Origin of the sequence: Flavobacterium panacis (assembly GCF_024649945.1) — a bacterium.
In the GTDB taxonomy this organism is placed as follows: Bacteria; Bacteroidota; Bacteroidia; order Flavobacteriales; family Flavobacteriaceae; genus Flavobacterium; species Flavobacterium panacis.
In genome coordinates this window covers 337,490-352,521 of sequence record NZ_JANKMS010000001.1, presented here as the reverse complement: position 1 = coordinate 352,521, position 15,032 = coordinate 337,490, and the positions used below count along the sequence as shown (strand labels likewise).

Below are 15,032 nucleotides of genomic sequence, written 5' to 3'. Positions count from 1 at the left end.
TTATTTTTTTATTTGTGAGAATACGTAAAACATTTCAGTTCCTATCTGCAGGCTTCGCTCCAGATAAGTTTCCTTCTGCTGGGGCGTTCCGTCGGAAATTTTTGGATCTACAAAAGTAATTGGGATCCTTTTCTCTGCGCCAGCTATAAACGGGCATCCGCCGTCAGCCTGCGAGCAGGTCATTATTGCGGCGAATCCGCTTTCAGGATTGAAATCATCATCATAGGTTTTAGAAAAACCTATAACGGGAAGTTCATCAGCTGAATATTTTATTGAATAAACAGGGTTTGATCCCTTTGAAAGCGTTTTGATATTGAATCCTGAATCCTTCAAAGTCTCCGCTGCCATCGGGAAAAGGGCAGTAGCCTCGGTTCCTCCTGAATAGCATGAAACGTTTCTGATGCCGTAATAGGCAGCGGCAGTCTGCGCCCAAACCTGCGATAAGTGGCTTCTTCTGGAATTGTGCGTGCAGATTAGGTTCAGTCTGGTTTCCAGCTTACTGTCCACTTTGGTCTGAATGAAGTCGATTAATGGCTGCAGGACTGCTTTGCGCTCTTCTGAAATCTGCTTAAAATCAAATGATTTAACTGTATTCTCAATTTGTGGATATAACATAGTTTTTGGCTAATAGTTTATGGTTAATGATTAGCAGCATCCTCCGCCTGGAGTGCATGAAGAACCGCTATCAGAATTTAACTGAGATAATTTTACTTTAGGCTTGTCTGAAGGAATACCGCACTGCTCCTGAGCAAGGCAGGCTGTCTGCTTGTTAAGCAGAGTGAAATTTTTACCGTTAAAATCCAAATCGTATTTGCCGATAGTGGTGTTCTGGTATTCCACTTCAATTTCATTGTCTTCAATTCCCAATACTTTTTCTGAAAGCTCAATGATGTGGATCAGCTTCTGAGGCTTAAGCCTGTGCTCGTAGTCGTTGGCATCCCAAAGCTGGAAGTTTACAACAGTCTCTTTTCTTACTGTTCCTCCGCAGTCGATGAAGTTTTTGGTAACAAGACCCACTTCTGTTACGTGGAAATATTCCGGTACAAATGTTCCGTCCGGCAGTTCAAAATTTACAGCTTCTACTGTTTTAAGCACTTCTTTAATTTCTGAAAGTTTCATAATTTCTTATATTTAGTTATACTATATTTTTATTAAATAATAAGGGAGCTTCTTCTTTCAAGAAGCGCAGTATCTCTCCAGGTACCATTTTGTTTTCCGATTTTCTCCCTTGTTCCAAGTATCCTGAAACCTGCTTTTTCATGAATGCGGAGACTTGCCGTGTTCTCAGGAAAGATCCCTGCCTGAAGCGTCCAGATTCCTTCTGCTTCGCTTTGTCTGACAAGTTCATTTAAAAGGGTTAGCCCGATTCCTTTTCCTGAATGTGCGGGATCCACATATACGCTTACTTCTGCTACCCCTGCATAAACGCAGCGGGAAGAAACAGGGGTAAGGGCAGCCCAGCCAATCACCTTGCCATCTTCCTGCATTGTAATTCTGCAGGATGCCAGATGTGAATTGTCCCAGTCTTCCCATGAAGGGGCGCTGGTCTGGAAAGTGGCATTGCCGGTATCTATCCCTTTTTGGTAAATTATTTTTACCTGATCCCAATCTTTGGCCGAAAGTTTTCTGATTTCCATATCCTTTTAAATTAACAGCATTCGCTTTTCTTTTTGGCAAGATGATCTGATATGTGCTGAAAGAAACCTTTTATTTTTTCAAGTCCAGGTTCATTGATGCAGTAGCAGATAGAATTTCCTTCGATGCTCCCTTTAATCAAGCCTGCATTTTTCAATTCTTTCAAATGCTGTGAAACCGTCGGCTGTGAAAGGGGAAGTTCATTTACAATATCCCCGCAGATGCAGGCATCTACTTTTAATAAATATTCCATAATTGCAATACGCGCAGGATGGCCTAGTGCTTTGGCTAAAACAGCCAGCTCGTTCTGGCTTTCTGTAAAGTGATCTGTTTTTGTTGCTCCCATCGTTTTATATTTATATTGCAATATTACGATATAAAATTTAATTATCATGCAGTTGAATAAGAAAATTTTCTAAAAGTGCGTTTGTGTGTTTTGCAACATATTGTATATCATATATATATGAAATAAAAAAGACCTTGGAATACCACTCCAAGGTCTCTGAAAATATGGCAATCTTTAGGCGTAATTCCGTAGTCCGAAAAATTGACTGCCACTGTATTTCGCTTTAAATTTTTATCTTTATTCCTGCATTCACAACAAATCCGTCCAGAGGAGCATAGATATCTTTGAAAACAGGATTTGAAATAGGACCTGTATATATGCTTCCAAATTTAGTTTGCCGGGTATCAGTAAAATTTTCAAAATTGGCATAAAGGGAAAAATTTTCCCAAAGCCTTTCTGCCATAAAGCCAAAAATCCAGTAAGCTGTTCCGGTCGTGCCATCACTTAATTTTTGATTGCTGTAATAGTAAGCTTCTAAACCAGCTTTCCATTTATCTTCAACTTCATACATTAAAACATTATTTAATCTGTGTTTTGCGGTAAGAGGATTTTCGGATTTTACTCCATTTGCATTTATAGAAGCATCAGTGAAGGTATACCCCAGAAATAATTTAAAATCTTTATATCCTAATTTCACATTTGTTTCAGTTCCTTTAGTATCCAAATATCCATTAACATTTGCAAACTGATAAAGGTCATCAGGAAGAGAATTTAATATAAGAGGATTATCAACATTCGTGTAGAAAAATAACTGATTCCATGATAAGGAAAGGTCATTGGTAATTTTAGTTTTATAGTTTATATCAAAGTTAACACCGTAGCTTTTTTCAAGTTTATTGAAATCGCTGTTAATAGGCAATACATTTCGATATTGGATGCGTTCGCTTTCTTCTGTAAAAATCGTTGGTGTTTTGTAGCCTAGGCCTCCTCCAATTCTGGATGTAAGCTTAGAATTGAATTTAAATAATGCCGAAATTCTCGGAAGGAGAGAATATCCGTAATCAATTACATAATCACTTCTGAGGCCTGTTTCAATTTCCAGCCATTCTTTTGCTTTTATGGTGTTCTGAAGGAAAGCCCCATATGTTATCTGATTATAATTTCTTAACGGAAAAGCGGTTGGACTGTTTTCAGTAAAGCTGTCCGTATATAAATTTACACCAGCAGCCCATTGAGCAATTTTGCCGTTTTTAGAATAACTGATTTCAGAAAAGGTACTATTCTGCAGACCATCAAATACATAATCAGGAATGGTGATGACACGGCTGAAATTATTAAAACTGTTTTTAATTGTAACCGATTCCTGCTCATTAAATTTATGTGTCAGGGAAAATTGCGTGCTTATTCTCTGTGTTTTATTCTTTTCGAAATAACTGTCAGGATATTTACTTTGATCTTTGATGTACTCAATATTTCCGCCTAAACGGTTTTCAAAAACGGTATTGATGCCGAAATTAAGTTTGGTATTTTCATTAAAATTGACAAAAAGTTTAGGGTTAAAATTAAAACGCTCAAATTTAGGAATAGCTGTAAGCTGTATATGAGCGGGATCATAAGGAGCGTTGCGATCGTGGGAAGCAAAGACAGTTAATCCAATTTTATCAAACTGCTGAGAATAAAATCCATTTATATCCAGTCCAAGAGCTGAAGTTCCATTAATTAAAAATCGCAGCTCCCTTTCTTCGGTCGGGGTTTTAGAAACAAGATTTACTAAACCAGCGATTGCTCCTCCACCGTAAAGAGTAGAGGCGGAACCTTTGATTATTTCAACCTGCTTTAAATCTAATGGAGGAGTCTGCAGTAACCCAAGTCCGCTTGACGCGCCAGAGTATAAAGGAAAACCGTCTTTTAGAATCTGGGTATATCTTCCGTCTAAGCCTTGAATCCTGATGGAAGAATTTCCTGAAGTTGCAGAAGTCTGCTGGGTCTGAATTCCGGTACTTTCATTAAGCATCATACGAATGTCTCCGGGTTTCATATTGGCTTTTTCTTCCAGCTCTTCTCCGGCAATGAATTCAACTCTGGTTGGAATATTGCTGATGGTTCTGGTACCTCTTGTTGAAGTAACAATAATTTCTTCCATTTCTTCAGCCTCTTCTTCCTCGCTCTGCAATTTTATTTCTATAAGACTGACAGTTGAAGGTACTTTAAAAAGCGTTTTATTTGGGGCAAATCCTTCTATTGAAATGGATAATGTGTAATCTCCATCTTTTAAATTTTCAATAATGATGTTGCCATCATTACCAGATGAGATAACGGAATTGGTTTCTTCAATTTTTGCTGAAGCACCTTTTACAGCTTCATTATTATCAGCATTCTTTATATGAAAAGTAATTTTATTCTGTGCCTGCGCAGTGCCAATAGATGTTATTGCCACAATCAGTAAAATATATTTGAGCATTTAGATTTTTCTTAATGGTTAATAGACATAATAGCCTTACATGATTAAAGAATCATGCAAAATAACACTGTTTTTAGACTAAGAAATTTTGGGAGGCTGCCAGATTTTGCAGATGAATGAAGAATCAACAAATTTATTGTAAGTTGGTGTTGGCGAAACATCGTGCAGAATAAATTCTAATTTTTCAGTAATAACTGCAGAGTTAAAATTTATTGTAAACCCCACACAAGTCCCGCAGGAATAAAAGGGGGAGCATTTTCCATTGCAGTCATTACCGCAGTCATGTGAATCATTACCGCAGTTTTTCTCTACTGCGCATTTTGAGTGTTTCACTAATGCAGAGCATGGTACTGTTGAAAGGAACAGTACTATAAACGATATTATTGTTGCCAATGCTTTCACACTGCGAATTTAAATATAAATTATGATTAAAAATGTATTTTTATTATAGTCATTCTCCAAGCAAATGCATTAAAAAATACTTTAATTTAAGTGCTTTTTTTTAAGTGTCTTTAAATTTAGGGCATTAAAATTATACGAGACCATAAGATAGCTCCAAAGAGCCAGCTTATTTTCATCTTGTATTTTTGGCAGGTACTGCATAGCCCCTGATGACTTATAAAATGAAAAGGCATAATTTATTTCTATTTCTCTGACAGGCATGTATTTTATTGAAAAATCATTTTCAAACCCAAGAAACTTTGACATTTCCTGACCTGAATTATTTAAAAGGGGATATTGGGTGTAAAATAAGTGAAAATCGGAGCGAAGTGTTAATTTATTGTTTAGCGGAATTGTTGTAAACAAATAAGGATTTACCAACCCTTTTCCATTAACATCATTTGGAAAACGTGTAAATACATTCATGTTTCCATTGAATTTCCATGTAACCCCATACAATACATCAAAATCCCCAGACCTGCTGCTAGACAATTTAGATTTGCTTCCGCTAATTATTTCAGCACCTAAACGCCAGGTAGATTTTAACAGCGACAATTTAATCTCAGGCTGAAAATAGTACGCCAATAATTTTTGACCTTTAACATTACGGCCAAACTGCAGATAGGAATTTAGGGTATAATACCATTGCTTATTTCTAAAATCTATCCGGCCACCCATCGTTGCACGAGTATATAGTTGCTGCGAATTTGCGTTCTCTAAAAAATCAACTGCATTTAATGAGTTAAATGAAAATCCTTTACTAGTATTGTAAATAAGGCTATTTGCCAGCAGATATTTATATTTATTGGAAGCTACAGGTGAATAGGCCGGCTCAAATCCAGTATTGTAATCTCTGGTAAATAAAAAGAAAAAGTCATTAGAGAGATGTTTTGAATATTTCATTATTCGGATTCCTTCATGAGCTCTTCCTTGCTGTGCCCAGGGCGCATCAGAGAACAGTCTGCCATTATCTAATAAAATGCTTTGCCTTCCTAATCGTACATTTAACGATTTAAATTTAGTTTCAAAATACAACTGAGAAAAATTGATGCTTTCTACTTTGGAGGCCCTGTTGTTTTGGTCCCAAAGATGAATTTCCTGCAAATCAGATTTTATTAGCCATTTTTCTCTTGCATACTGCATAGAAAACCTATTTCTCTGCGTGATGTAAAAATAAGGATCGGCAGAGTCGTTTGGAGGCAGTACATAATTTGAAGTGTACTCGGCTCGTGGCCTTATTTCTATGTTCATTAAAAACTGCTGAGATATGGTGTCTTTTTCCTGAGCACTTAATTGAATGATAAATAAAAAGAGAAAAAACAGTAGGTGTTTTTTTTTTGCTGCCGTTTTAATTATCATACTTCTTATATCCTATAGAATTAGTATGTAAAAGTAATAATTGTAATTTTATTTCCAATATTCTTTCTCAATGTCTTATTGTTAATTTACTAAGTATTTTGTTAAAATAATTTTTAAAGATTGTTTTAATTCTTGAAGCGGCATATTTAAAGCATACTATCACAAATCCTCATCTTACTATAAAAAGAAGGATCTGTTTTATAGTCTAATAAAAGAATGCCAATCTTTAATTTAAGATTGGCATTCTTTAATTGATAAATAAAGTTGTGATATCAGCGGCACCTTCTAATGATCGAGTGTCGGTTTAATCCATTGTAATGTATATTTTTATATTCTAATCAGACAACATTAATAATTTAAAATAAAACCGGCGCCAAAGCCCATATCGCTGTCATAGTGGGAAGAAAGAGAACCCCATCTGGTGATTATATACCGTAGTCCTGCCATATATTCCTTGTCGGTGTTCCACATCAAATTCATTCTTAGCCTTTTGGAAACTGGAATGTCCTTACGTTCAAACTGTAATCTGACTTTACCGTCCGTAAAAACTTCAGCCTGTGCAACTATTAGCATGGGAAGGGTGTAATTGACCCCTAAACTTGCTACGGCACGTTTATCTTTAGTATTGTTTTGTCCAAAAAGGTTTCTTTCTTGTACATCTTCTCCCATTTTTCGATATCTCCAGTCAAATCCGACAAATGGCATTAACCATTGCATTTTTCCAATATATCGTCCAATATGCGTCTCGGTTTCATAACCATGCATCTCATTATATCCTAATCTCCATTCGGTTCCAATACTCCAGCGCGTACTTTGATACATTGCTTCACCATCATTTCCATTGGTTGCAAAGTCGTTCTCTGCCATAAAATGGAATTTTCTGTCATCGGCAAATAATTTTCGTTGTGCTAATTTAGGATCTGGTATTTCAGGATTGGCAGGTTGATTTTCATAGGTAAAAACCCTTCCCATTCCGCTCATCATATGGTACAAAATATGACAGTGAAAAAACCAGTCTCCCTCTACATTGGCATTAAACTCCAAAGTATCGGTTTCCATCGGCATTATATCAATCACATTTTTTAATGGTGCATATTCTCCCTGTCCGTTAAGGACCCTGAAATCATGCCCATGCAGGTGCATTGGATGGCGCATCATAGAATTATTATGCAAAATGATTCGTACATTTTCACCTTTTTTGATTAATATTTTATCTGATTCAGAAACTACTTTATTGTCCAGACTCCATACATATCGATTCATATTACCGGTCAGCTCAAATTTTAATTCTTTTACCGGGGCATTTTCAGGAAGTGTTGTTTTGGTTGGGGATTTTAGCATTGCATAGTTCAGGGTGGTAATATCTGAAAGCGCATTGGCGTCGTATTGTTCGGCACCCATTTTCATACCGTCCATCTCCATATTTTTTTTTGGTTTTAGCGCACCAGTAATTTCAGGATACATTACTACATTCATATCCATTTTATTGAGGCTCATGCTCATTCCCATATCATCCAGATCACCATTCATTTTCATCATGCCATTCATCATTTTCATTCCTTCAAAGTATTTGAGTTTAGGCAGTGGTGCTGCGAGTTGTTTAATTCCGCCGCCAATGTACAGGGAGGTAGATTTTGTTCGGTCCTCTGATGTTGCCAAAAATTCATAAGCGGTTTTATCTGCAGGTATGGTTACAATTATATCATAGGTTTCAGAAACTGCAATAATTAAACGATCTACATCAACCGGCTCTACGTCATTGCCGTCATTGGCAACAACTGTAATTTTTCCACCAGCGTAGGTCAGCCAGAAATAGGTTGATGCACCGCCATTGGCAACTCGCAGCCGGACTTTATCACCTGCTTTAAATTGGGAAAGCTGACTTTCACTTTTTCCATTAATCAAAAATTTGTCGTAATATACATCACTGACATCCATGGCATTCATACGTTTCCATTCATTTTTAATTTTGTCCTTAAAATATCCTTGTCTTACCGCTTCTGCATAGCTTTGCGTTGTTCCTTTCTTAATAGCAAACCAGTCTGATGCATTATGCAGCAGACGGTGTACATTTTCAGGTTTCATATCTGTCCATTCGCTCAGTACTATCGGAACAGTCGGCAGATCATCTATTCCTTTTCGGAAAGTTGGAGCATCGGTTTTTTTATTCATAATAAAAGAACCGTACATGCCAATTTGTTCTTGAAGTTCAGTGTGGCTGTGGTACCAGTGTGTGCCATGCTGAATAATAGGAAAAGTATACAGATGTGTCGTGTGCGGCTTAATTGGCATTTGTGTCAAGTTTGGCACACCATCATACTTATTGGGTAAGAATAAACCGTGCCAGTGCAGAGAAGTGTCTTCATTGAGTTCATTATGGACATAGATTTCAGCAATATCCCCTTCTGTGAAGGTCAGGGTAGGCATGGGTATTTGCCCATTAACAGCTATAGCTCTTTTGGGTTTTCCTGTAAAATTTACAATGGTATCTCTTACATAAAGATCATACCGGACTACACGAGGCTGTGGGTTATTTTCTCCAGCTGCTTTTTGAGTGTTTATATCATTGCTGCTGCCCTTTACTGGCGCTTCCTGTTGGCTGGCTTGCTTTTTGGAAACCTGTTTTTCATTGTCCTTATGGGATGATGCTTCTTTTTGTTTTTTTGTTTTTTCCGGTACTAGTTTCATGCCGCATTTTGGACAGTTTCCCGGTTTGGATTCGTGAATTTCAGGATGCATGGGACAGGTGTAAGTAGAAGACTTTGACTCTTCTGTGGGCTGTTTTTTATCCATCTCCATTCCTTTCATATCCTGGGCTTGGATTATGGCAGGGAAAATTATAACGATGAGCATTGTCAGTATATTTTTCATCTTTCTTTTTTTACAGATTGTCATTCTATTATTTTTTTTCCATTTCATTCAATTTGGCTTTCATTTGTGCAATTTCTGCTTGTTGCGCTTTTATAATGTTTTTTGCCAGCTGGCTTGTTTCCGGATCCTGAAGAACAGTTTTTTGGGCCATCAGTATTGCCGCTGCATGGTGTGGTATCATTGATTTTAAGAATTGTTTGTCATCAACTGCTGCTTGCTGTCTGATGCAGGAAAAAAAAATTACTAGAGCAAGACTCCCAGCGGCAAGTATTACTTTGTTCCACATTTTATTCATATACATAGTGCGCATTACTATAATCTCTATAATGAGCATTGGCATAGTCATAAGTGCTGCCATGTAAAACTGATTTAGATTGGGAATTGCATTAGCAAATACATCAACCATCGAATACATCAGCACATACATGGAAATAAATGATAGTACTGCCATAAGGGCTAATTTTTTGTACATTTCTAAGTTTAACTCTTCTGAATGCTTAGTTGTGTGTTCGGTTTTCATGATTTTTTATTTAAAGGTTATTTAAATTCATCGATTTACCCTGAACAAAGAAAGCTTAGAGATAGTAGCTTAAGAAGGTACAGGGGACATTATTTATGCTCTTAATATATCAATAAGGCTTACTTAATTATTTTTAGCTAACAACTCCAATTCTGCGACCTGGTTTTTCAATTTCTCCACACTTTTCATTTTTTTCTGTTCTGCAATAGCTAATGCTTTCTTGGCAGCTTCTACGGCACCAGAATAGTCTTTTAGTTCTACAGATAGTTTTTGCCTTAAAGTTGGATAATAAAAATTCTCAGGATCAAGTTTTTCTGCCTCCATCAGCCAGGATATTGCCTGGGTATTGGCTCTCCCGGTTATGGAATAATAATTTGCTGCCTGAAACAGCAAAGCGGCATTTTGACTTTTCTCCCTAACGAGATGTTTATCTATCAAGGCTAGTATTTCTTGGTCAGCTTTGCTTTTGATTGGAATTTTAACCAGGGTATTTTCCCATGCTATCTTCAGGGAACCTTCGCCTTTGCTGTTAATGTCATTTAATTCTATAGTAAATGTCTCATAGAAGTTATCCGTTTTTTCTGCTGGAACTACAAAACGCATGATGTCCTTTTTTTCATCATAGCCTGTATCCCCGTGCAAGGCAGTATCAGTATTTATAATGATGGTCCACTGATTTTCTGATGGAATTGAGAATATAGAATAGGTGCCTGCTTTTAAAATAGTATCTCCAAAAGTGATATCTTCATTGGTGCTTATTGTTGTACAATCGCTGGCACCTGTGCGCCAGAGTTTGCCAAAGGGCACCAGTTCACCAAATATTTTCCGCCCTCTGACTAAAGGCCTGCTGTAAGCCATTTTGATTGTTGAACTTCCGATCTCTTGTTGAAAAGAGGCTGACGGACTTGCGGGAGGGAGTTTAATTTGAACTTTTTCCTGTGCAGAAAGAGATAATGATTGCAGGAGAATAAAGCTTATTAGAATTATTTTTTTCATAGAATTTTTAATTTTAAATTGATTTGGCTATTTTTTCCATTATCGAATGGTCGCTGCCAAATTTGCATATAGCATCACAATTGGCTCTTAATTCGGAAAAAAGAATATACTTTATATTCATTTTTGAGTTTTTTATGGCGGGTCTATTTAGTTGGAGTATCACATCTTTTTCGCGGTTATTGGGTATAATTATGTAAAAAACTTCCTGTCCGCTGGAAATACTGAAATAAAGATCAGACAGGCGCAGTATGCCGGAATAGATACTGGTGCTTTTTTCTACTTCAAAGGCGCCTATGATTTTGTTTGTACCTTTCTCGAACCAGAGTACATCAATAAGCCTGATAGTGTTTTGAGTGTCTTTATCGGTGGGCAGCTCAGGGAATTTCGCTAGTGATATAAAAGAAAAATTTTGGCCATTAAATGATTTACTTTTATCATTACTTGCCGGTGTAACATCAAAACCAAGAGAAATGCCAATTTTTAATAGATGATATTGCATTTCGCTGTGAAGATTTTCTTCGAGCCTTTCTTCGAGTATTTCTTTTTGCCGCTTGTGAATGTTTTTCTCGAACCTTGAACGTTCCGCCTCGCTCAGATATTCATCGCTGCCGATCAGCATTTTCTGGGTCCCAATTTCAAAACACAGTCCAGCAATGGCGCCAAGGTCATTTGAAAGCTGTGATTTATACAGGAGATTAGTCTGGATAACAGTTTCTCTTATTTTTAAATATTCTGTCCAGCTGCCTAATTTTTTTTTGTCTTTAAAAAGAAAATTAAACCCGTTGACAATGGCAGTGTTAAAAGGAGGGAACCAGGTTGGGTGCATGAAATACAAAATACTGGCTACTGCCGGCCCTAGGCCCTTAATTTTTAATTGATCAAGTTTTACAATTTCCTTCAGAACCTGTTCTTCAGATTTTGCATTGATGCAGTTTTCAAGGAACTGACCAAAAGCTGATTTATTGTTTTGATTTTCATAGATGTCAGGTATGCGCAATTTGGGTTTCCAATAAAACGGATGGGAAACGCCTACAAAAATTTGTTTCTGTTCTGCAATGCAGCTCAGAACAAATTCCAAACTGCTTCCTTTGAAATCGTTGGGAAAGGTTTGGTTTTTAATATCTTCAATAACTTGCAAGACACCGCGTCTGATAGTACGAAAAGCCTTTAATCTTTGGTCGTTATCTATAAACCAGGTATTATAGACACTTTCGCTGTCATTTTTATACTGCTCAATAATTTGTGCCAGATTGGTCATTTGTATGCTAAATTATATGTTATTTAGAGTTTTAAACTTCTTAAACGCAAGGCATTGACAATTACTGAAACAGAACTGAAACTCATGGCCAGGGCGGCAATCATGGGCGAAAGCAATATTCCGAAAAACGGATATAAAACTCCAGCTGCAACGGGAACCCCTAATACGTTGTATATAAAAGCAAAGAATAGATTTTGTCTGATGTTGCTCATTACGGCGTGGCTCAGGTTTTTTGCTTTGACAATTCCTTGCAAATCCCCTTTTACCAAAGTAATCTTGGCACTTTCTATGGCTACATCTGTTCCTGTTCCCATCGCAATACCTATATCCGATTGTGCCAAAGCAGGCGCATCATTTATACCGTCACCTGCCATAGCAACAGTTTTTCCTTCGGCTTGTAATTTCTGGATTACTTTTAATTTATCCTCCGGTAAGCAGCCTGCTTGAAAAGAAGTCAAATGAAGCTCTTCGGCAACAGCCTGGGCGGTATTTATATTATCTCCCGTAAGCATGATTACTTCAACTCCCTGGCGCATTAATTCTTTTACGGCAGCAGCACTAGTTTCTTTTATGGCATCGGTTATCGTTACAAATCCCACTACGTTTTTATCCACAGCGATGTAAGAAACTGTCTTTCCTAATTTTTGTTCGGCAATAATTTTCTCTTCTATGTCAGCAGAAACAGTGACGCCTGCGTGCTCCATTAATTTTTTATTCCCTAATGCCGTCTTTTTACCGCTAGCAGTCCCAATAACTCCTTTTCCTGCGATGTTTTCAAAATCATCGACTTTTGTCAAAGAAACATTTTTTGCTTTTGCAAATTCCACTACGGCTTCTGCCAGAGGATGTTCGCTGTACTGATTTAAAGACGCTGTGTATTGCAGCAGTTCATCTTCTGAATATTGCAGTGCTACAATTTTTTCTACCGAAGGTTTGCCTTGGGTAATTGTTCCTGTTTTATCAGTAATCAGAACATTTACTTTGTTCATTTTTTCCAAAGCTTCGGCATTTTTTATAAGAATTCCTGATTGTGCTCCTTTACCAACCCCCACCATTACTGACATGGGTGTTGCTAAACCTAATGCACAAGGGCAGGCAATTATCAATACTGCAATAGCGTTGATAAAGCCGTAAACCATTGCCGGTTCCGGACCAAATTTTGCCCAGATGAAAAAAGTAAGAAGAGAAATTATAACAACAATCGGTACAAAATATTTAGCGATGCTGTCTGCCAGTTTCTGAATTGGTGCTTTGGAACGGCTTGCATTATTTACCATTTGTATAATTTGCGAAAGCAGGGTTTCTGAACCTACTTTTTCTGCAATCATAACAAATGATTTGTTCCCATTGATAGTTCCTGATGACACCATGTCTCCCATTTTTTTATCCACAGGAATTGGTTCACCGGTAATCATCGATTCGTCTATTGTACTTTCACCATCAGTTATTTTCCCATCCACAGGAATTTTGTCTCCGGGTTTTACGCGTAATAAATCACCTTTTTTGATATCGTGGATTGAGATTACCTGATCGCGGCCATCAATTACCAAGGTAGCTTGGGTAGGAGCCAGTTTTAATAATTCTTTTATAGCACCACTGGTTTGGCTGTGCGCCCTGGCTTCAAGTAACTGTCCTAACAAAACCAAAGTTAGAATAACTGTTGTAGCCTCGAAGTATAGAAGCACCGTTCCGTGTTCGGTCTTGAATTCGCTTGGAAAAATATCTGGAAAAAAAATACCGGCCAAACTAAATATAAATGCCACTCCTGTACCAATACCGATAAGGGTAAACATATTGAGATTCCAAGTAATTATTGATTTCCATGCTCGCACAAAAAATATCCTGCAGGCATAAAAAACCACAGGAAGAGACAAAACAAGTTGTACCCAGTTCCATTTAGAGGCATCCATTAGTTGAAGTAAAGGATTGTTGTGCACCATTTCTATCATTGCGATGGCAAAAATGGGAACAGTAAATACTACCGCTATTTTCATTTTCTTAACCAAATCCTTGTAAATTCTCTGGTCTTGGCTTTCACTTGGCTGCAGCGGCACCAGATCCATCCCGCAAATAGGGCATGAACCCGGCGAATCGGCTATAACTTCCGGATGCATTGGACATGTATACTGCTGAACCTGGGCAGCAGCTGGTTCTTGCACCAAATGCATTCCACATACAGGACAATCTCCTGCTTTATCATACATTTTATCTCCTTCACAATGCATCGGGCAATAGTATTTACCACCCGCATGATTATGTGCAACGGCTGTCGTTTTATGATCATCTTTGCGGGCATCATCCTTAGCAGTGCTACAGCATGACTTTTCCGCTTTTTTTTCATCCGAATGGGGCACATGAGCCATTTCAATGGTGTACTTTCCAACCGCAGTCAATGCTTCCTGGAGCTCTTGGACAGCAATATGTTTTTCCATTGTTATGGTTGCTAATGGAGGATCTAAAGTGACTTTTGCCTTTATTCCCTCTACGGCATTTAGCGTTTTTTCTACTTTTGTACGACATCCATCGCAAGTCATCCCCGAAATTGTATAGGTGTGTGTCATAAGGTTATTTTTTACAGTTTTGATGCGTTATTTTTTTGAACCTATTTTGAACCAATTGTTTAACACTAAAAAATAATCTTAGATTCTGATTATTTAATTATTTCTTTAACCTCGCCGCACTTGAGCATTTTTTCTCCAAAGTAGGGATTTCGTACTTCCTTGGTAGAACTGATCCATACTGCTCCTTTGTTGCCGAAAGCCATTGGACAGTATTCCACGTATAGCTCAGCGTCAGCCATTCCTGTTTTTTTCAGCAGGCTGACCAGTTCATTACTTAGATCAGAATAAGCAGCTCGCTGCTTATCGATATCTGGAGCTGAAACGATTGCTGCTGCATCTGCTGCAAGATTGCTGCTGCTGCGGATTTCCAGTGCTCCCGCCTCAATTGCATTGGCCGCCAGTTTTGCTTCCGCGACATTATCTTTGGCAAGGGCTGCTGTTAAATGGACATAATGGCTGTATATGGCGTTTAAAATATCGTCATTTATCTTCACTATGGATTCCTTTGGAATTACTACAGAAGTTTTGTTTTCAGGCGGAACCTCTTTCTTTTTGTTTTCACTGTTGCCGCAGGCAGTAAGTAAGAAGATTATTGATATTGGAATTCCGATTTTTATTAATTTTTTCATTGTCTGTGTGATTGA

13 protein-coding genes are annotated in these 15,032 nt (G+C 37.6%); all 13 read right to left on the bottom strand.

Annotated features, from left to right (window positions below; all coding sequences use genetic code 11):
- Positions 1-615 (bottom strand): arsenate-mycothiol transferase ArsC, encoded by a 615-nt coding sequence (locus tag NQQ59_RS01680; protein ID WP_115887030.1) that lies wholly within the window; start codon positions 613-615, stop codon positions 1-3.
- A 30-nt stretch (positions 616-645) separates the two neighbouring features.
- Positions 646-1,119, bottom strand: a complete 474-nt coding sequence (locus NQQ59_RS01675; protein ID WP_115887031.1) for a DUF6428 family protein — start codon at positions 1,117-1,119, stop codon at positions 646-648.
- A gap of 32 nt (positions 1,120-1,151) precedes the next feature.
- Complete coding sequence (locus NQQ59_RS01670) at positions 1,152-1,637, bottom strand: GNAT family N-acetyltransferase (RefSeq protein ID WP_115887032.1); 486 nt, start codon at positions 1,635-1,637, stop codon at positions 1,152-1,154.
- An 11-nt stretch (positions 1,638-1,648) separates the two neighbouring features.
- On the bottom strand, positions 1,649-1,981 hold the full coding sequence (locus NQQ59_RS01665; RefSeq protein WP_115887033.1) for an ArsR/SmtB family transcription factor: 333 nt from the start codon (positions 1,979-1,981) through the stop codon (positions 1,649-1,651).
- 223 nt (positions 1,982-2,204) lie between these two features.
- Positions 2,205-4,382 carry a TonB-dependent receptor gene (locus tag NQQ59_RS01660; RefSeq protein ID WP_144213035.1) on the bottom strand — a complete coding sequence of 726 codons (2,178 nt, stop codon included), beginning with the start codon at positions 4,380-4,382 and terminating at the stop codon, positions 2,205-2,207.
- 78 nt (positions 4,383-4,460) lie between these two features.
- The gene (locus tag NQQ59_RS01655) at positions 4,461-4,784 is read right to left on the bottom strand and encodes a DUF6660 family protein (RefSeq protein WP_115887035.1); all 324 of its coding nucleotides are present in this window, start codon (positions 4,782-4,784) and stop codon (positions 4,461-4,463) included.
- Positions 4,785-4,865: 81 nt separating this feature from the next.
- Positions 4,866-6,074, bottom strand: coding sequence for a hypothetical protein (locus NQQ59_RS01650; protein ID WP_144213033.1), 1,209 nt, complete (start codon positions 6,072-6,074; stop codon positions 4,866-4,868).
- A gap of 456 nt (positions 6,075-6,530) precedes the next feature.
- Positions 6,531-9,053 carry a multicopper oxidase domain-containing protein gene (locus NQQ59_RS01645; RefSeq protein ID WP_115887343.1) on the bottom strand — a complete coding sequence of 841 codons (2,523 nt, stop codon included), beginning with the start codon at positions 9,051-9,053 and terminating at the stop codon, positions 6,531-6,533.
- Between the two features lie 28 nt (positions 9,054-9,081).
- Positions 9,082-9,573, bottom strand: coding sequence for a DUF305 domain-containing protein (locus NQQ59_RS01640; protein ID WP_115887037.1), 492 nt, complete (start codon positions 9,571-9,573; stop codon positions 9,082-9,084).
- 123 nt (positions 9,574-9,696) lie between these two features.
- Positions 9,697-10,569: a DUF2911 domain-containing protein gene (locus NQQ59_RS01635; RefSeq protein ID WP_115887038.1), complete on the bottom strand. Its 873-nt coding sequence runs from the start codon at positions 10,567-10,569 to the stop codon at positions 9,697-9,699.
- A gap of 13 nt (positions 10,570-10,582) precedes the next feature.
- Positions 10,583-11,827 carry a hypothetical protein gene (locus tag NQQ59_RS01630; protein ID WP_115887039.1) on the bottom strand — a complete coding sequence of 415 codons (1,245 nt, stop codon included), beginning with the start codon at positions 11,825-11,827 and terminating at the stop codon, positions 10,583-10,585.
- Between the two features lie 23 nt (positions 11,828-11,850).
- Positions 11,851-14,388, bottom strand: a complete 2,538-nt coding sequence (locus NQQ59_RS01625; RefSeq protein WP_115887040.1) for a heavy metal translocating P-type ATPase — start codon at positions 14,386-14,388, stop codon at positions 11,851-11,853.
- 89 nt (positions 14,389-14,477) lie between these two features.
- Positions 14,478-15,017 (bottom strand): DUF3347 domain-containing protein, encoded by a 540-nt coding sequence (locus NQQ59_RS01620; protein WP_115887041.1) that lies wholly within the window; start codon positions 15,015-15,017, stop codon positions 14,478-14,480.
- Positions 15,018-15,032: the final 15 nt, after the last annotated feature.